This is a genomic window from Sinobaca sp. SA16-1 (genome assembly GCF_059510515.1).
In genome coordinates this window covers 408,261-424,722 of the sequence record NZ_JCAKFL010000004.1, presented here as the reverse complement: position 1 = coordinate 424,722, position 16,462 = coordinate 408,261, and the positions used below count along the sequence as shown (strand labels likewise).

Below are 16,462 nucleotides of genomic sequence, written 5' to 3'. Positions count from 1 at the left end.
GCGGCTCCTTCGTTCAAACGGATGGTATAATAAAAAAGAGAGTCTGTTTAAAAACATTTTTCTATTTATAGAATAAATTGTAAATTAATCTTATCATAAATCTGCCCGGCAACTAAAAGGTTTTCCGGGCAGGACTTATAGAAGACAACAGCGAAAAAGGTTGAAGAGATCCCAGTAGACAGGGAGAGGAGAGTACGATGAATATTGCGATTATATTGATAATTCTTATCGGAATTGCTGCTACTGCGATTACGCTGGGTTTAACAAAAATAACGGACGAAGAAGACAAAAAGTACGATTCCGGCAAAAGCACGTCCAATATGCTGGTGCTCTATATTATTATTCTGCCTATCTTGGTGATTCTGGTAGGAATTGCTGCCAGCATGGCAGTTTTTTCCTAATAACGCTCTACTGCCAGCGCTTCACAGCATAGTGGTAAAACGCGTACATCAGCATGAAAAGCCCGACTGCGAGAGGCTGAAGCGTAATGAGGTAGTAAGGCCATTCTCCGAGCCAGTCAAACGGCGTCGGGGAAGGCGGCTTTTCCATTAAATACATATAATTTCCACCCGTCAGGGTGTTTACGGAAAATACAATGGCCGCCAGTCCATTCATTACAAGCCAGACAGGAAAAAGAGAACGAAAGGTTACAGGGGTTCTTTCAATAATAAGCTTATAAAATACCGCTATAATCAAAAGACCATGTGTTATAAAAAAATGCAGAAAGCGCAGGTGAGGGAAGCCGTAGTTATCGATATCCGGAAAAATCAATGTCAGAAAGGCACTCGTTGTGCCGGCATAAAAAGCAAACGCCGTCCAAAAGGAAGGGCCTTTTGTCAAGAGCATGGCAACAACTGCCATCCAGGCAAAGCTGCTTAGCTTTAAAGGTAGAGCAAATCGAACGTCCCAGACCCCTTCTATTGCATACCAGGTGTGCAGCCATATTTCTGCCAGCAGAAGAAACGCAACAGCACTCCAGCAGAAAGTTTTCTGAAAGGCCTGCGATTGGCGAAGCGGCCGCCGCCAGACCAGAAGGATCATACAGCTTAAAATAACAAACGCAAATACGAAAAGATGAGCAGGACCGAACGAATCGAACCCCGGCCCATCATGATGAAATTCCATCCACCACATGAAAAGCCCCCCTTTTATACGTCTCTTTTCTTTCCCATAACCTTTTTTGGAAAATTTTAACCGCTGAACGGGGATATGCTTGTAAAAAATAGGGTATAGAAGCAAAAAAAGAGGTGATAGCATTGTGCGGCAGATTTACGTTATATTCATCTTCCATAGACATTGAACAGGAAACAGGGACGGCTATTCCTGAAATCCCGCCAAATTACAATGTGGCTCCCACTCAGCTTGTTTTGACCATTGCTTCGAGCCATGATCAAACGAAGGCTGGTTTTTTGAAGTGGGGTCTTGTACCATCCTGGTCCCGCGATCCTTCTATCGGTCATAAAATGATTAACGCCAGAGCGGAAACAGTAGACGAAAAGCCTTCTTTTAAAAAACTGCTGGAGCGGAGACGCTGCCTGGTGATAGCTGACAGTTTTTACGAATGGAAAAAAGAAGGAAAAGAAAAGCAGCCGTATCGTATTACGGTAAACGATGAAAGTATTTTTACGTTCGCCGGACTCTGGGACAGGTGGGAAGGGGAAGAAGAAACGATTACTTCCTGCACCATTATTACGACAGAAGCAAACGATTTAATGAAAGACCTTCACCACCGGATGCCGGTAATTATCCCGAAGAGCCGGAGAGAAGCGTGGTTGCATCCCGATACGTCGAAAGAAGAAGCAAAAGCAATGCTCGAGCCTTACGACAGTAACCAAATGAACGCATATCCGGTAAGCCGTGCAGTAAACAGCCCTAAAAATAACACTCCCGACCTAATAGAAAAACAATAAGGAGGCCCACTATGTCACGGCAGAAAAAATACACAGCAGAAGAATGGGATCATCAATATGCAGAAGTAAATGGGATAACGGTTCATTATGTGCAGGCTGGTACCAATACGGCCTCCCCTGTGCTGCTGCTTCACGGATTTCCGCAGAGCTGGCTGATATGGAGGGATCTTATTCCGAAGCTGGCGGCGGATCATTATGTACTGGCTATGGATTTACGAGGGTACGGGGATTCAAGCAGGCCGGAAGGACTCCACTCGTATGACAACGAGCAGATGGCGGCGGATGTACACGGACTGGTGCAGCTGCTGGGACTTGAAAATGTCGCGATGATCGGTCATGACCGGGGAGCGCGTGTTACCAGAAGGTATGCTCTGGACTACCCGGAAAAGCTTGCCGGCGCCGGCCTGATCGATATTCTGCCGCTCGAATATATTTATGACAACCTTACAGCTGGTGAAGCGGCAGAGAAATACTGGCATTGGATATTCCAAGTGGTGCCGGATGTACCGGAGACTCTAATTGAAGGCAAAGAAGAAACGTATTTAGAGTTTTTCTTCAAACGCTCTCCCCGGTTAATGGATGCTTTTAAAGCGGACGGGGCGTGGGAAGAGTATCTCCGCACATGGCAGAAAAAAGGATCTGTGCAGGCCGCATTAAATGATTACCGGGCCTCTTATCAAGTAGATCTACCCAGGTATCGAGAGAAACAAAAGAACGAAGTAAAGGTGGAAGTGCCGGTCATGCTGCTTTGGGGAGACACTGGAAATTTAGCGGGCCAGCCGGTGGTGGACATTTGGAAGCAGAAAGCGTCTTCGATTGTGATGGCGGAAGAAGTAAAAAACTGCGGGCACTATGTTCCGGAAGAACAGCCGGACGTCATGCATGGGTACATTCAGGCATTTACAGCTGATCTATTTTCAAAATAAAAAGCCGGGGCATTTGCCGCCCCGGCTTTATTTGTGTTCAGAAAGAGTAAACCCTATGTGCTTTAGAGCTGTTTCCAGACTGTGCACAATTTTAATATTTAACTGCAGCAGCGATACGGCTCCAGCCTGATTTTGGGCAAACTCGGGTGAAATACCGGTAAGAATCGCTTCAATCCCCATCAATTTAAGCGATTTAACGAGGTCGATCAATACCCGGGGGAAAACACCGTCCAATATAATTAACCCGGATAAATCAATAATAAAATAGTTAATATGATGAGAAGCACCGTAGTTTAAAACGGACTGGGTGATTTTGTCTGCCCGGTGTTCATCTACAATACCTTGAATACTAAGGATGGAAACACCTTTCGTGATCGGAATGATAGGTACATTTAAGAATCCCATATTAAATTTGGTTCGGTCCAATTCAATAATATGGGAAAGAATCTCTGCCATTGATTTTAAGTAAGCAACATCTTTATCGGTGAAGTTGTTTTTTTCTCTGTCCATCACACAAAGAGTGCCGAATACATTACCTTCCAAATCAAAAAGCGTCACACCCAGAAAACCTTTCACTTTAAATTCATCCGTTATTTTTAAATGTTTCATTACATCTTCTTCGTTCACATTGTTTGTAAAAAAAGAGTGGTTTTTTTCTGATAAAATCATTTGACAGTAGGTATCTGAATGATCCAGCGAATACCCTTCCGGTACGATAAGATCTTTTGCGTTGTAGGAGCTGATAGCGGTCATGCTTTTATCGCCTCGCAGGGCAACATAAGCGGTGTTTACATTTAAACGCTCACTTATAATACTGAATATTTTCTGCGACACAGACTTCAACGAAGTGAAATCTGAAGAATGTAAATTATATTCATTTGGCACGTGCGGTAACTCCCTTCACTGCTGGTGCCTGATAATAAAATGAATTATCGGCATATGGAATTGAATATATCACTTTCCGGCTTTTTTTTCTATGAAAAGGATTTATGAGAAAAAACAGGACAGGCTGTAGAAAAAGGCGGAATATACGTATTTTATACAAAAGTCTGTACAGGGGTTGCTGTCCGCAGGGGTGTCCCTCTGTTTTCTTCCTTAATCTAAGAAGTTTTTTGTTATTTTTGTAGACAAATATTATCCATAATGGATATAATATATCCACAATAATAAAAAAGGATGAGTGCTGTGAAAATGAAAACGGGAGTAGAACAGGCTGCTTGTATTCTGGCAATGATTTCTACACAGGAAGAACATAAATTAGTCAGCAGTGAGGTGATCAGTTCCAAGCTGAAAGTATCATCGTCTTACTTGAAAAAGATGTTAAGAAAACTGGTAGTGCACGAGTTGATTGTTTCCGTACCGGGAAATCAGGGAGGAATTCGGTTGACAAGACCGCCGAGTGACATAACGATCTATGATGTGTTTGTAGCCATTGAAGAGGATACGCCTTTTATAGAATTGAATGGATTGATTCCCCTGGCATTTCCGGACTCAGAAGTAGCTCCGGAAGGGGAAGCCTTGTTAAACGACATTTTCGCCGAAGCGCAGGAGAATTATTTTTCGACTTTAAAAAAAGTAACGGTCGCAGATGTGCTTAAACAAATTATTGGAATAGACCAATTCAGAACTATTGACTGGAACCAAAAGCCGGCTCACGAGGACATCCAGGCACTGCGCCGGAAAGTGCAATTAGGAGACGATGCCGAGTGAAGATGATAAATGCGGAATGGCACCATTTACTGCATGATCGGAAAATACGGATAGTGGTGTTTGCTGTTATTCTTATCCCTCTTATTTATGCCGGTGTTTTTTTACGGGGAGCCTGGGATCCGTTCGGAAATGCGGATCAGCTGCCTGTTGCTGTTGCCAACGAAGACAGGCCTGCAGACTATGAGGGAGAAACATTAAGCATTGGCCGGGAAACGATAGATAATTTAAAAGAAAACGATGAGCTGGACTGGACGTTTACGAATGAAAAGCGGTTCTTTAGCTTCTCAAATCTCGGCTTCTCTTCCGAAGGTTTCCGGGGAAGCTTCTTTTGAAAAGATTACCGATTTCTTCCGTCATATCAGTCCGTTTCTTCCGATGGCCTACGCGGTGTCCGACTATAGGGAAGCCCTTTTTCTTGGCGGACCCGTAACAACGGAACTGCTTGTACTAACAGAAATTTTCCTTATTTTCCATATGGCATCCATCATTTATTTCACATGGAAAGCGAAACGTTGGAGGGCAGAACCGGTTTCTTCTTAATGATGTAAGAGCCTCCTTTAGACGGGAGGTTCTTTTTGTTTTGAACAGGAAAGAATAGAAATCCAAAACCGGTGGTATACTACATATAAAAGCGCATTCATAAAAGCAGATGAGGTGAACCGATGATTACGAAATTTATGGCACCGGAAATCATTTTTGGAGATCATGCTATTCATCAAATTGGAGAGAGTTTTCTGCGGTTGGGGGCTCAGCGTATTCTTGTCGTCAGCGATCCCGGTGTGAAAGCTGCCGGATGGACGGATCAGGCTGTGGAGAAAATAGAAGAAACAGGACTTGCTCATACCTTGTACGAAGAAGTAACAACCAATCCGGATTCGCAGCAGGTAGAGAAAGGCGCAGCCTTATATAGAGAAGAGAAGTGCGATGCCGTACTCGGGGTTGGGGGCGGAAGTGCTTTGGATGTAGCGAAAGCGGTGGCTATTATCGTAAGCAACGGAGGGAGTATCGAAGACTACGAGGGAGTGGACCATATACACAGTCCGCTGCCGCCGACGATAATGGTGCCGACCACTGCGGGGTCAGGGTCCGAAGTGTCGCAATTTTCGATTATTATTGATCCTAAACGAAAAAAGAAAATGACCATTGTCTCCAAATCCCTCGTTCCTGATATTGCTATCGTCGATCCTTTTGTATTAATGACTAAAGACCATCTGCTGACAGCAGCAACCGGATTGGACGCTATCTCCCACGCGATTGAAGCGTATGTCAGCGTGGCGGCGACCCCTCTTACCGATGTACACGCTCTAAATGCACTTAAGCTGGCCGCGGCTAACCTGCGGCCTTCTACAGCATCTCATACCAACCTGGAAGCCAAGCGTTCCATGGCCATGGCCAGTCTGCAGGCGGGGCTTGCTTTCTCCAATGCCATCCTGGGAGCGGTTCATGCGATGTCCCATGCAATTGGAGGACGCTATGAGCTGCCTCATGGAGAAATTAACAGTATTCTGCTTCCGCACGTGATGGAATTTAACCTGATTGCTTCTCCTTCCCGCTTTGCAGAGATAGGAGACATTCTGGGAGCGGCGGCCTGCACCGATGAAAAGATGGAAAAAGGACGCTTTGGGATTCGGGCCCTGCGCTCGCTTGCCGATGACATTGGTGCTCCCAAAACATTGAAAGAAGTCGGTCTGAATAACCCTGACTTTAATAAGATGGCTCTTACCGCTCTTGAAGATGCATGCATGGTAACCAATCCAAGAGATGTGACACTGCAGGATATAGAAGCCTTGTTCCAAAAAGCTTATGAGTAAAGGGGGAGCTCTATGTTTACAGAAAAGGAAAGTGTTATTGAGAAACTGACAGGGGTTAAAGCTTCGAAAAAAAGCTACTATACCGATTTAAAAAAAACAATTGGTGAGCTGGAGAAGAAAAATCAAAAGCTTGAAATACTTAATGAAGTAGCAAAAGGCTTTCAGCTGACAGGAACGATGGAAAGATCCCTTCAGCATATTTTAGAAACCATTTATGAACTATATCCGATCGACCGTGTCAGCATCTCCTTGATTGAAGACGATATGATGACGCTTCAAAGTATCTATCCGATTTCCGTTGAGGAGGAAGAAGTCGGGCTGCACCTTCCGCATGACCGGTCGATCTACTGGAAAGCAATCAACCAGGGCCTTATTGTCATTCATGAATGGGAACCCGGAGGCTCCTACCGTTTTGTCGAAGAGCAGACGCTCGCTGATCATAGCCTGTATCATGCCTGCGTGATCCCCCTGAGGATGAAAACATCTACGATTGGTGTGCTGACCTTTGCTACAGCAGAACGCATGCCTTATGACTATTCGGATATTACTTTTTTCCGCCAGCTTTCCGACCATATTGCGGTGATGGTGGAAAATTCCAGGCTTTATCGGGAAGTATCCGCAAGCAAAAAAGAATGGGAAGAAACGTTTCAAGCGGTAGCAGACCTGCTTCTGCTTGCTGATACGGACCACCGGATTATCCGCTGCAATCAGGCCTCCCATCATTTTTTCGGCAAACCGCCTGCCAGTATGATCGGCCTTCGCTGCCACGACGTCTTATTTCCGGAAGGCCACTCGTTCTGCCCGATAGAAGAAAGCTATCATACGCAGTCCATGAAAAATTACCAAATGAGCTTAAAGAACGGCAGCATGTGTGACATCCAGACGTATCCGGTCCGGGGGGAGGCGGGTGAAATGAAAGGACTGCTGATTTACATTAAAGATATTACGGAAAAAATCAGAACGCAGGCGCAGCTTCAGCATTCCGGCCAGCTGGCCGCCATAGGCGAAATGGCTGCCGGGGTCGCGCATGAATTGAACAGTCCTCTTACTGCCGTTATTGGAAACACGCAGATTTTAAAACGTCAGCTGTCAGAAGATGGCAGGCCCCGGGAACTGGCAGACGCGATTGAAAGAGGCGGGAAAAGATGCCAGGGGATTATCCGCAACCTGCTCTCTTTCTCCCGTCAGGAAAAGGAAGAAAGTACAGAATGCTGTCTGAATGAATCTGTAGAAGACGTCCTGAGTTTGATAGGCTTTCAAATCGAACGGGAACATATCCAAATTGAACGGCGTTTCTCAAAAGATATCCCGCTGGTCGAAGCCAGTCCCCATCAAATCGGCCAGATTATTATCAATCTGCTTCTCAACGCAAAAGATGCGTTAACAGAGAAAGCGGAGCCAAGGTATATTACGCTGATAACCCGTCATATGCCGGAATACGTCAGCTTGTTTGTAGAAGATAACGGGTGTGGGATTCCGACAGACAAAAAAGATACGATTTTTACGCCATTTTTCACAACAAAAGAAAAACAAAGCGGCACCGGACTCGGTCTTTCAGTAAGCAGGGACCTAGCAGAACGAAATGGAGGCAGCCTGGTTGTAACAAGTACAGGCGGAAATGGAAGTACGTTTGAGCTGAGGTTTCCAAAACTAGCACAAAAGGAGGGCCGGGCGTGAATATATTAATTGTGGACGATGATAAAGACATAGGAGATTTCTTTACGTATCTGCTGGAGGCTGAAGAACATACCATTTATCTGGCCCGGAACGGAAAAGAGTTTCATCAGCTTATGCTGTCATGGGAAAAATTTGATATTGCTTTTATAGATATTAAGCTTCCGGATACGAACGGCCTCCGGCTGCTTAAGGAAATAAGGCTTCAGCAGCCCGGCTGCCGATGTATTGTGATGACGGGATACAGCACAATTGAGTCAGCCGTCGAAGCGATTAAGCTGGGAGCAGAAGATTATATCGAAAAGCCGTTTGAAAATATAGCGCTTCTTGAAGAAAAAGTAAATCGAAAAGATACCATTGCGTATACAAATGCTGTCGAACAGGCTGCGAAAAAAAGCGGCTTGATTATCGGGAAAAGCAAAGCGATGCAGGAGCTTGTGCGCCTTGCCTCCCGGTTTGCGCCTAAACCGCTGACAATTTTAATTGACGGGGAAACGGGAAGCGGAAAAGAGGTAGTCGCCCGTTTCATTCATGAAGCAGCAGGGGGAAAGGAAAGGCCGTTTCTCGGAGTGAACTTTGGGGCACTGCCGGAGAATGTGATTGAAAGTGAACTGTTCGGCCATGAAGCAGGTGCTTTTACGGGCGCGCAGAAAGTCCGAAAGGGTTTCTTTGAAATGGCCAAAGGCGGTACGCTTCTGCTTGATGAAATAGGCGAAGCATCTTTATCCACCCAGGTGAAACTACTGCGCGTACTGGAATCAAAAGAGTTTTTCCGTGTAGGAGGAGAGCGCTCTGTGCAGAGTAGTGCAAGAATTATCGCTGCTACAAATCGTTCCCTTCACGAAGCTGTGGAAGCAGGGGACTTTCGGGAGGATCTACTCTATCGTCTGGAAGTCGTCCGGCTGACAATACCTCCTTTACGAGAAAGAAAAGAAGACATTCCCGAACTGGTGGAAGCAATGCTTCTAAAAGAGGCACCGGATACCGTACGAATAAGTCAAGAAGCATTGAGAAAGCTGCAAAACCATGCCTGGCCGGGTAATATCCGGGAGCTTGTGAACGTGCTGGCGAGAGCCTCCGCCCATGCAGACGAACAAATTGAGGCAGAGCATATCCTATTTCATGGAAATGGAAAGATCCTGGCCGATACAGAGGAAGAAGCTGGTCCCATTTCCAGTGCGTGGGTGACCGGACTGAAAAAACAGCTGGAAGCAGATGATTATCTCTCCCTTGAAGAAATGGTAGATGAAATGAGGGAGTCAGAAAAAAAGGCTGTGCAGCAGGTAATAGACCATACGTTGATGATGACGAGAGGAAACAGGCAGAAAGCGGCAGAACGTCTTGGAGTCAATACAAGAAAACTGCGCTACTGGCTTAACGAATAAAAAACCTTCAGGGAGGAGCCCTGAAGGTTTTCGGTACGGATTGTTATTCGTGTATTTTCAAAACAATTCTTCCATTGATGTCCCCATGTTCCATGGAGTCAAATACTTCATTAATATCATCAAGGGATCTTGTTTCAATAATCGGGCGGATTTTCCCTTCAGAAGCGAGCGTCAGGCATTCCTGAAGGTCTTTTCTTGTACCTACTATCGAACCGCGGACGTTTACGGCGTTTAATACGGTTTCAAAAATAGGAATAGGAAGTTCTCCGACAGGCAGTCCTACGACGACGAGGGTGCCGCCCCGTTTAACCGAGCGATAGGCCTGCTCAAATGCTTTTGCATTAACTGCTACGCTGATCGCTGCCTGAACCCCGTTGAAACGCTCCATAATCGCTTCGCCTGGATCTTCGTTCATTCCATTAATTACGGCATCGGCACCAAGTTGTTTGGCGAGCTCTAATTTATCATCGCGGATATCCACAGCCACCACTTTTAAGGACATAGCCTTGGCATATTGAACGGCTACGTGGCCAAGCCCCCCGATTCCAAAAATAGCAACCCAGTCACCTGGTTTGGCTTCAGATACTTTAAGTGCTTTGTACGTTGTTACTCCAGCGCAGAAAAGAGGAGCTACTTCATCGAATCCCAGATTGTCAGGTATTTTTGCTACATAGGCAGAAGGTGCTTTGCAGTATTCCGCGTAGGCTCCATCGATAGAATACCCGGCGTTCAGCTGATCGTGGCAGAGGGTTTCCCTTCCGGAGAGGCAGAACTCACATTCTCCGCAGGCTGAATAGAGCCAAGGAATACCAACACGGTCGCCTACTTTTAAAGACTTTACGCCTTCGGCTACCTTTTCAATAGTACCTACCCCCTCATGCCCCGGGATAAGAGGAAGCTTAGGTTTAACAGGCCAGTCACCGTGGGCTGCGTGAAGGTCTGTGTGGCATACACCGCAGGAATGTATCTTTACTAGAATATCTCCGTAATCCAATTCCGGCATTGGAACGTCCTTAATTTCAAGCTTTTGATTAAATTCATTTACTACTGCTGCTTTCATAGGTGAAACCCTCCTTAAAAGAATAGTAGTTCTGCCTATTACTACTGCAAGAGCCGTGCCAAAGTACAGGAATCGTTCATAAAGGATAAGAAAGGGGTTTTTTTCCATAATAGAAAATCAAACATAAAAAAACAGCCGATATTTCGGCTGTAAATACAAAAAAATTGTTTATGATTCTGTTGGTATCTGCTTTGCTTCAAGGGAACGCGGTCGTGCGGCACTATACCAGTGGCAGCAGAGAATAAGGATAATAACTAAATCTACGGCGTCGCCCCCATAGTACATCAGCATGCTTCCGGACTGGGCCTGCTCTGCCGGAACACCGGCAGGAGGGTTGGCATATAGGTACTTAGACAAGATGCCGTGTCCCGCAAGTGCTGCGATCAGGACAAGAGCCCGGGTGAGAAAACTGACCCGGTGGGGCATGGGGTCTATATAAATAATAGACGCAGTAAAGAAATAACCGGCTAAAAACACATGCAGATGAATGAGTATATGAAGCAGCATATATTCGTGCATTAACGTGTAGAGACTGGTGGTGTATAAAAGCCAAAGCCCTCCTACATTCAGTAGGGCAGGCACGAGAGGATAGGTCAGCACGCGCATCCAAGGTTTTTTTAGAAAAGCAGTGACTCTTCTTGCCTGCCCTGTAGAAAGAGTGCGGAGCAGCAGAGTAATAGGCGCTCCAAGAACAAGCAGCAGAGGACCGGCCATGCCGAGCAGAAGGTGTCCGGTCATATGGGCTGTGAAATCAGAATGTGCCTCCCGGGCAAGCGGCCCGATAACGGAAGTTAAACATAAGACGAGACCGGTATTCCATAATACCACCCGGTAAAGAGGCCATGGTTTTGCTTTTTGAAGCGAAAAAACATAGAGGCCGCCATACAATACAAAAAGAAAAACAAAGGGAGCGGCCAGAACAATCTGCGGCCACCATTCCAGTGCGGCATGGTGTGCATGCATCAGGAGGTGCCTTTTTGCTTAATTGTTTTGTTTGTCTGGAAAATAATAATGAGACCTGCAATCAGAATGACGGCGGCTGAAATGTTCCACGTCAGGTCATAGGGCAGTAGATCTACGCCATAGCGGATCTGGTGGATACCCATTACTTTATGATGTATTAAGCCATCATATAAGTTAAAAAGGCCGACGCCGGCGAGGATACCGCCAATCCAGCGCTTTCTCCACCATGCTCCTCGTCTGCGCAGGTCGGCTACCATAAAGAGAGAACCAACCGTAGCGAGCCAGCTGAACGCGTGGAAGATACCGTCAGAAACTAAGCCGGCACTTGTAGTGGACAAATCATAAAAATGGTGCCAATGAAGAAGCTGATGAAAAACCATTTCATCTATAAAAGCGACAAGGCCGAGTCCAAAGAGAAATCCTGATAACAGATTTCTTCCAGCATATTCTATGGTTCTATCTTTCATGGATGAAGAAAGTGAAGCATGTGTATCCACTGGACAACCCCTCCTTATTTTGCCTGTAGTTAAATAATAAACCTTTTCCTTTAATAAATCCTCCTAAACAAAAAAAGTAAAAAGAAAGCGATTTCTTTACCTGATAATGTTTCAAAGTAGAGATAACGGGAACACAAGTAAGCATAAGGCGAATCAATGAATTTCCTCAGTTATTGACTGCGATTGCACACCCAAAACAATATATAATCCAACCCAATACCCTATAGGCATATGAATCACCGGACAATAGAGCCGCGTGTAAAGCCGGAAAGAAGACTTAGCTTCTTTCCGGCTTTTTTTACCCTCCCTTTTCGACAAGCAGCGTACATACAGGAGGTGATAAGAAAACAACAGCCGAAACAAAGCATACGAGAGCCCACAGACACTGAATACTATGTGTTTATAATTTCAGAGGAGGAATTTTATTATGACAGATCCAAAAAAGCACGCAGACGAAGGCCTGGAGCAAACATCAGAACAGAAAAAGCAGGATATTCTTGACAGCTATCAGGGGTTTCAGGATTACTTGAAAAAGCAGATCCATAAGGGAGAAAAAGTCGGCCTGAATGAAGAACAGCTTGCTAAAGGCGCAGAGCGTGTCGCAGAACACCTTAATAAAAAAGAAGATCCTAAAAACCCTGAAGAAAAGCTGCTTCATGAAATGTGGAACGTAGCAGACGACGAAGAAAAGCGTCCGCTTGCACGTGTGCTCGTTCGCCTGGCAAAAGAAGAGGGAAACGCGTAATAAATGAAGATGTATTGGCCGTGCATTAAGAAATAGGCCTTTTCTTCTGCAGAGGGAGAGGAAAAGGACTATTTATACATACTCTTTTCGACAGAAAAGAAGGCACCTGCTGCCTAATGTTATTTTATTCTTATTATGAGGAGAGATACGATGAAAGCTGTTACGATACAGGGGAAAGAGCACATGGAAGTAAAAGAAGTGGAAGCTCCAAAAATTCAAAAAAACGATGATATGATTGTGAAAATCACGGCCTCCGGTATTTGCGGTTCAGATCTTCATTTATATAAAGGGGGTATTCCAGCTCCTAAAGATTACATTATCGGCCATGAACCAATGGGCATTGTAGAAGAAGTAGGTCCCGACGTGAAAACCTTGAAAAAAGGAGACCGGGTCGTTATCCCTTTTAATATAGGGTGCGGTGAATGCCATTACTGTACGCATGATATGGAAAGCCAGTGCGATACATCCAACCCCCATCAGGAAATGGGCGGCCTGTTTGGTTTTTCAGAAGACTTTGGCAGCTTTCCCGGTGGTCAGGCAGAGTATCTGCGGGTTCCCTATGCAGATTTCACTTCATTTAAAGTGCCGGAAAACAGCACGTTAAGTGATGAAAGTGTATTGTTTTTATCTGACGTCATTCCTACGGCATTTTGGAGTGTGGAAAACAGCGGCGTGAAATACGGAGATACGGTCATCATTCTTGGCTGTGGGCCCATCGGCTTGATGACGCAGAAGTTTGCCTGGTTAAAAGGTGCAACGAGAGTTATTGCCGTAGACCAGGTACCTCATCGTCTGGAGCATGCCAAGCGTACGAACCATGTAGAAACGTATAACTTCAGTGAAATTGACAACATCGGTCAGCTTCTTCATGAAAATACTAAAGGTGGTGCTGATGTCGTTATCGACTGTGTCGGCATGGATGGAACTGTTCAGCCAAATGAAACATTTGGCTCAGAAGGAGACAATCAGTTCGGAACTATCAGTCCGATCATTACCGCATCACAGGCTGTAAAGAAATTTGGTGTTGTTCAATTAACAGGGGTATATGGGACAGAAGCGAATAATTTCCCACTCGGGGACTTCTTTACCCGAAACGTTGCATTAACAATGGGCCAGGCACCGGTTATCCATATGATGCCAAGTCTGTACAAAATGGTGGAAAACAAGCTGATCGATCCAACAGATATTATTACCCATCCAATGCCTCTTTCAGAAGCAGTAGAAGCATACCGGATTTTTGATAAAAAGGAAGACGGTAATATTAAAGTGATTCTTAAACCATAAAGCAGGAATGAAAAAAGCTCCAGATCAAAGGCAGAATGCCTTTGATCTGGAGCTTTTTAACGCTATTAATCAAAATACTTAGAAAGAAATTCCTCTGCATCTTCAGGAGATTTTAAATCTGCACTGTGCAGGTGGGCTGTTTTCCTGCCGTCCTTAAATACGAGAAGGCTCGGGATGCCACGCACTTCGTATTCCTCGCCAATGTCGGAAAGTTTGTCACGATCAACTTCATACATAGGAAGATTTGAAAATTTTTCTTTCACTGAAGGAAAGAAAGCTTCAAAACGCCTGCAGTCCGGACACCAGTCTGTAGAAAAATGGATCACTACCGGCTCGCTGGCTGCGATCGTTTCCTGAAAGGACTGTTTGTCTGTAATAGCTTCGTGCATGATAACGCCCCCTTAAAGAAGTTTTCCTCATTTTAGCATAAACACCAGTCGTTTTCTCTTAAATGAAAAAGTTTATAAAAATAAACGAGGGATAAATCCCAATAATAAGAAGGGATTCAGGAACCAATTGAAATTTTCCATAAAAGAAAGTGATCCAAATAAAAGCCGTCTGCGTTAACCCTGATAAGAAAACAGCAAGGCATACTAAAAAATTGACCAGGAGATGATGGAAGATGAAATTGAAAAAAACCCTAGCAGGTGCAATGAGCGTAACTTTTTTACTACCGACCGCAGCCATGGCTGCAGATCACGAAGAAGCGGAAATGGAGCCGGTAATGGAAACGTCCCCAGCTTCTGATCTTAGGTCCGACCTGGATTACTTATTATCTGAACACTTCGTGCTTGCCGTTGAAACAATGCAGAAGACGTATGATGAAGCACCGGATGCCCAGGAAACAGAGGATGCTTTATACCAAAACTCCAAAGATATGCTGCCGGCTGTTGAATCGGTTTATGGAGAAGAAGGAGCGGCAGAATTTGACCGCATTTTCACCGGGCACAACGACTATACAGATGACATCGTTGAAGCTGCTAAATCCGGAGATGAAGAAGCCCGCGCTGATGCAGAAGAAGAAGTAGAGGAGTTTGTTGTAGAATTCTCTACTTTCCTGGCAGGAGCAACGGAAGATAACCTGCCACAGGAAGCGGCTGAAGAAGCCGTCCGTGCACATGAAATGGACGTATTGAATACGTTTGACAGCTATGTAGAAGGCGATTATGAAGCTGCATACACAAGCTATAGAGAAGGTTTTTCCCGTATGTTCGATATCAGCAAAGCATTGTCAGGCGCTATTGTGACGCAGATGCCGGAAGAGTTTAACAACACTTCTGTCGATACGCCGGCCGCAGATCTTCGTTCCGATCTGAATAAGTTAACGGCTGAACACTTTGCTCTTGCCACCTATGGCATGGAAAAAGGAGTTGACCAGGCAGATGACTATGATTTCGTAACATGGGCAGAAGATCAGAATACCGCAGACTTTACAGCAGCTATATCTTCTATTTACGGAGAAGAAGCAGGCGGGCAGTTTGCCGAACTGTGGCAGCCTGATCATATTGACGCGCAGGGACAGCTCGTAACAGCTGAGCTGGAAGGCGATGAAGAAGCACGCACGATGGCCCTGGATCACATCGATATGTTCACACAGGACTTTGGCGCTTTCCTTGGAGCAGCAACAGAGGAAAATCTCCCAACAGAAGCTGCACAAGATGCGCTTCGTACTCATGAAGCCCAGGTATTGAGCACTTTCGATAACTACAATGCAGGAGACTACGCAGCATCCACCGCTGACTTTCGTGAAGGCTACCAGTTCATGTTCGGTGTAGGCGAAGCACTGGGCGGCGCTATTGCTGCCCAGAACCCGGACCAGTTTGGTGGAAATGAACACATGATGCCGGAAGAAATGCCGCAGACAGGCATGGGAGGCACAGGCAATGACGGCTGGATGACAGCATTATGGGCAAGTATGACAGCTCTTGTTGGCGGAGCCGTTGCACTAGTTATCCGCAAAAGGAAAAACGCGTAATCATTAGAACAGAAAAAAGGAAGCAGAGTCCATCTCTTCTTTCTTTTTTTACTATAAAACGAACGGGAGGCAGCAGATCATGAAAATGTACTCGGAACAAACACTGGCTGCACACTACTATATTTTAGACAAAGAGCTGACAAAGAAGGCAAAACGAACACTCGGTGCCGCTCCTGATTTTTTAGTGTATACGCAGTGGGATCATCAAGGAAGGGTCTCATCAATCGGTGTGGACAGCCGGAGTACAAATGAAGTGATTCTGCAGAAAATAAAAGAGCAGCAGGCCGGGCGGCGGCAAAAAACAAGAGAGAGGAGCATACCTTCATGATTCGTTTTTGCTTTAATGATGGAAAAGTATATGAAACAGCCAGGGTGAATGGAACATATGATGAGTTGTTTGCGTTATTGGATAAAGGAAAAAAGCTGAATGCTCCCTTTGAAGAAATAGATATAGAAGGCCATAAGCTCGACAAAACAGTTAACGATATTGAAAAAGTAGAAATTACGTTAGCATAATAAAAA

General features: G+C 45.2%; 20 protein-coding genes. 14 read left to right on the top strand and 6 right to left on the bottom strand.

The genetic code is table 11. The annotated features are described in order from the left end of the window. Positions 1-197: 197 nt before the first annotated feature. Positions 198-401: a BshB3 potential contributor to bacillithiol synthesis gene (locus AC5W2J_RS13925; protein ID WP_496060053.1), complete on the top strand. Its 204-nt coding sequence runs from the start codon at positions 198-200 to the stop codon at positions 399-401. 7 nt (positions 402-408) lie between these two features. Here the strand turns inward: AC5W2J_RS13925 and AC5W2J_RS13920 are convergent, their stop codons facing one another. Next, entirely contained in the window at positions 409-1,134 is a 726-nt protein-coding gene (locus tag AC5W2J_RS13920) for a YwaF family protein (RefSeq protein ID WP_496060052.1), read from the bottom strand. A gap of 113 nt (positions 1,135-1,247) precedes the next feature. On the opposite strand from AC5W2J_RS13920, the gene AC5W2J_RS13915 reads away from it, so the two are divergent. Further along, a complete protein-coding gene (locus AC5W2J_RS13915; RefSeq protein WP_496060051.1) occupies positions 1,248-1,910 on the top strand; it encodes an SOS response-associated peptidase in 663 nt (220 codons plus the stop codon). Positions 1,911-1,921: 11 nt separating this feature from the next. Further along, on the top strand, positions 1,922-2,836 hold the full coding sequence (locus AC5W2J_RS13910) for an alpha/beta fold hydrolase (protein ID WP_496060050.1): 915 nt from the start codon (positions 1,922-1,924) through the stop codon (positions 2,834-2,836). Between the two features lie 27 nt (positions 2,837-2,863). Here the strand turns inward: AC5W2J_RS13910 and AC5W2J_RS13905 are convergent, their stop codons facing one another. After that, on the bottom strand, positions 2,864-3,721 hold the full coding sequence (locus tag AC5W2J_RS13905; RefSeq protein WP_496060049.1) for an STAS domain-containing protein: 858 nt from the start codon (positions 3,719-3,721) through the stop codon (positions 2,864-2,866). A 306-nt stretch (positions 3,722-4,027) separates the two neighbouring features. Here AC5W2J_RS13905 and AC5W2J_RS13900 point away from each other — a divergent pair, with 306 nt between their 5' ends. The 6 genes from AC5W2J_RS13900 to AC5W2J_RS13875 all read left to right on the top strand — a co-directional run bounded on the left by AC5W2J_RS13900 (position 4,028) and on the right by AC5W2J_RS13875 (position 9,416). Next, positions 4,028-4,546 carry an Rrf2 family transcriptional regulator gene (locus AC5W2J_RS13900; RefSeq protein ID WP_496060099.1) on the top strand — a complete coding sequence of 173 codons (519 nt, stop codon included), beginning with the start codon at positions 4,028-4,030 and terminating at the stop codon, positions 4,544-4,546. 2 nt (positions 4,547-4,548) lie between these two features. Continuing rightward, entirely contained in the window at positions 4,549-4,878 is a 330-nt protein-coding gene (locus tag AC5W2J_RS13895; RefSeq protein ID WP_496060098.1) for a YhgE/Pip family protein, read from the top strand. Beyond that, positions 4,784-5,086, top strand: coding sequence for a hypothetical protein (locus AC5W2J_RS13890; RefSeq protein ID WP_496060103.1), 303 nt, complete (start codon positions 4,784-4,786; stop codon positions 5,084-5,086). Before AC5W2J_RS13895 ends, AC5W2J_RS13890 begins: the two co-directional genes overlap by 95 nt. 122 nt (positions 5,087-5,208) lie before the next feature. Then, positions 5,209-6,357, top strand: coding sequence for an iron-containing alcohol dehydrogenase (locus AC5W2J_RS13885; protein WP_496060048.1), 1,149 nt, complete (start codon positions 5,209-5,211; stop codon positions 6,355-6,357). 12 nt (positions 6,358-6,369) lie between these two features. Next, entirely contained in the window at positions 6,370-8,034 is a 1,665-nt protein-coding gene (locus AC5W2J_RS13880) for an ATP-binding protein (protein ID WP_496060047.1), read from the top strand. Further along, complete coding sequence (locus AC5W2J_RS13875) at positions 8,031-9,416, top strand: sigma-54-dependent transcriptional regulator (protein WP_496060046.1); 1,386 nt, start codon at positions 8,031-8,033, stop codon at positions 9,414-9,416. The genes AC5W2J_RS13880 and AC5W2J_RS13875 overlap by 4 nt, the downstream gene beginning before the upstream one ends. Positions 9,417-9,459: 43 nt before the next feature. Here AC5W2J_RS13875 and adhP read toward each other — a convergent pair whose 3' ends face one another. The 3 genes from adhP to AC5W2J_RS13860 all read right to left on the bottom strand — a co-directional run bounded on the left by adhP (position 9,460) and on the right by AC5W2J_RS13860 (position 11,906). Continuing rightward, a complete protein-coding gene (gene adhP, locus AC5W2J_RS13870) occupies positions 9,460-10,476 on the bottom strand; it encodes an alcohol dehydrogenase AdhP (protein ID WP_496060045.1) in 1,017 nt (338 codons plus the stop codon). 168 nt (positions 10,477-10,644) lie between these two features. Further along, the gene (locus AC5W2J_RS13865; RefSeq protein ID WP_496060044.1) at positions 10,645-11,439 is read right to left on the bottom strand and encodes a cytochrome c oxidase assembly protein; all 795 of its coding nucleotides are present in this window, start codon (positions 11,437-11,439) and stop codon (positions 10,645-10,647) included. Then, positions 11,439-11,906: a DUF2243 domain-containing protein gene (locus tag AC5W2J_RS13860; RefSeq protein ID WP_496060097.1), complete on the bottom strand. Its 468-nt coding sequence runs from the start codon at positions 11,904-11,906 to the stop codon at positions 11,439-11,441. The genes AC5W2J_RS13865 and AC5W2J_RS13860 overlap by 1 nt, the downstream gene beginning before the upstream one ends. A gap of 457 nt (positions 11,907-12,363) precedes the next feature. On the opposite strand from AC5W2J_RS13860, the gene AC5W2J_RS13855 reads away from it, so the two are divergent. Further along, positions 12,364-12,681: a DUF3243 family protein gene (locus AC5W2J_RS13855; protein ID WP_496060043.1), complete on the top strand. Its 318-nt coding sequence runs from the start codon at positions 12,364-12,366 to the stop codon at positions 12,679-12,681. 150 nt (positions 12,682-12,831) lie between these two features. Then, the gene (locus AC5W2J_RS13850; protein ID WP_496060042.1) at positions 12,832-13,965 is read left to right on the top strand and encodes an alcohol dehydrogenase catalytic domain-containing protein; all 1,134 of its coding nucleotides are present in this window, start codon (positions 12,832-12,834) and stop codon (positions 13,963-13,965) included. A 65-nt stretch (positions 13,966-14,030) separates the two neighbouring features. Here AC5W2J_RS13850 and AC5W2J_RS13845 read toward each other — a convergent pair whose 3' ends face one another. After that, positions 14,031-14,354, bottom strand: coding sequence for a thioredoxin family protein (locus AC5W2J_RS13845; RefSeq protein ID WP_496060041.1), 324 nt, complete (start codon positions 14,352-14,354; stop codon positions 14,031-14,033). Between the two features lie 233 nt (positions 14,355-14,587). On the opposite strand from AC5W2J_RS13845, the gene AC5W2J_RS13840 reads away from it, so the two are divergent. From AC5W2J_RS13840 to AC5W2J_RS13830, 3 genes are all read left to right on the top strand, one after another. Continuing rightward, positions 14,588-15,940 carry a copper amine oxidase gene (locus AC5W2J_RS13840; RefSeq protein ID WP_496060040.1) on the top strand — a complete coding sequence of 451 codons (1,353 nt, stop codon included), beginning with the start codon at positions 14,588-14,590 and terminating at the stop codon, positions 15,938-15,940. A 79-nt stretch (positions 15,941-16,019) separates the two neighbouring features. Beyond that, on the top strand, positions 16,020-16,268 hold the full coding sequence (locus AC5W2J_RS13835) for a hypothetical protein (RefSeq protein WP_496060039.1): 249 nt from the start codon (positions 16,020-16,022) through the stop codon (positions 16,266-16,268). After that, positions 16,265-16,456, top strand: coding sequence for a hypothetical protein (locus AC5W2J_RS13830; RefSeq protein ID WP_496060038.1), 192 nt, complete (start codon positions 16,265-16,267; stop codon positions 16,454-16,456). The genes AC5W2J_RS13835 and AC5W2J_RS13830 overlap by 4 nt, the downstream gene beginning before the upstream one ends. Positions 16,457-16,462: the final 6 nt, after the last annotated feature.

Excerpts from the sequence above, each read along its gene's own strand:
- AC5W2J_RS13855 (WP_496060043.1), top strand. The coding sequence starts at position 12,364 with ATGACAGATCCAAAAAAGCACGCAGACGAAGGCCTGGAGCAAACATCA.
- AC5W2J_RS13835 (WP_496060039.1), top strand. The coding sequence starts at position 16,020 with ATGAAAATGTACTCGGAACAAACACTGGCTGCACACTACTATATTTTA.
- AC5W2J_RS13925 (WP_496060053.1), top strand. The coding sequence starts at position 198 with ATGAATATTGCGATTATATTGATAATTCTTATCGGAATTGCTGCTACT.
- AC5W2J_RS13895 (WP_496060098.1), top strand. The coding sequence starts at position 4,549 with ATGATAAATGCGGAATGGCACCATTTACTGCATGATCGGAAAATACGG.
- AC5W2J_RS13850 (WP_496060042.1), top strand. The coding sequence starts at position 12,832 with ATGAAAGCTGTTACGATACAGGGGAAAGAGCACATGGAAGTAAAAGAA.
- AC5W2J_RS13840 (WP_496060040.1), top strand. The coding sequence starts at position 14,588 with ATGAAATTGAAAAAAACCCTAGCAGGTGCAATGAGCGTAACTTTTTTA.
- AC5W2J_RS13880 (WP_496060047.1), top strand. The coding sequence starts at position 6,370 with ATGTTTACAGAAAAGGAAAGTGTTATTGAGAAACTGACAGGGGTTAAA.
- adhP (WP_496060045.1), bottom strand. The coding sequence starts at position 10,476 with ATGAAAGCAGCAGTAGTAAATGAATTTAATCAAAAGCTTGAAATTAAG.
- AC5W2J_RS13910 (WP_496060050.1), top strand. The coding sequence starts at position 1,922 with ATGTCACGGCAGAAAAAATACACAGCAGAAGAATGGGATCATCAATAT.
- AC5W2J_RS13920 (WP_496060052.1), bottom strand. The coding sequence starts at position 1,134 with ATGTGGTGGATGGAATTTCATCATGATGGGCCGGGGTTCGATTCGTTC.
- AC5W2J_RS13885 (WP_496060048.1), top strand. The coding sequence starts at position 5,209 with ATGATTACGAAATTTATGGCACCGGAAATCATTTTTGGAGATCATGCT.
- AC5W2J_RS13860 (WP_496060097.1), bottom strand. The coding sequence starts at position 11,906 with ATGAAAGATAGAACCATAGAATATGCTGGAAGAAATCTGTTATCAGGA.
- AC5W2J_RS13900 (WP_496060099.1), top strand. The coding sequence starts at position 4,028 with ATGAAAACGGGAGTAGAACAGGCTGCTTGTATTCTGGCAATGATTTCT.
- AC5W2J_RS13865 (WP_496060044.1), bottom strand. The coding sequence starts at position 11,439 with ATGCATGCACACCATGCCGCACTGGAATGGTGGCCGCAGATTGTTCTG.
- AC5W2J_RS13830 (WP_496060038.1), top strand. The coding sequence starts at position 16,265 with ATGATTCGTTTTTGCTTTAATGATGGAAAAGTATATGAAACAGCCAGG.
- AC5W2J_RS13890 (WP_496060103.1), top strand. The coding sequence starts at position 4,784 with ATGAGCTGGACTGGACGTTTACGAATGAAAAGCGGTTCTTTAGCTTCT.
- AC5W2J_RS13845 (WP_496060041.1), bottom strand. The coding sequence starts at position 14,354 with ATGCACGAAGCTATTACAGACAAACAGTCCTTTCAGGAAACGATCGCA.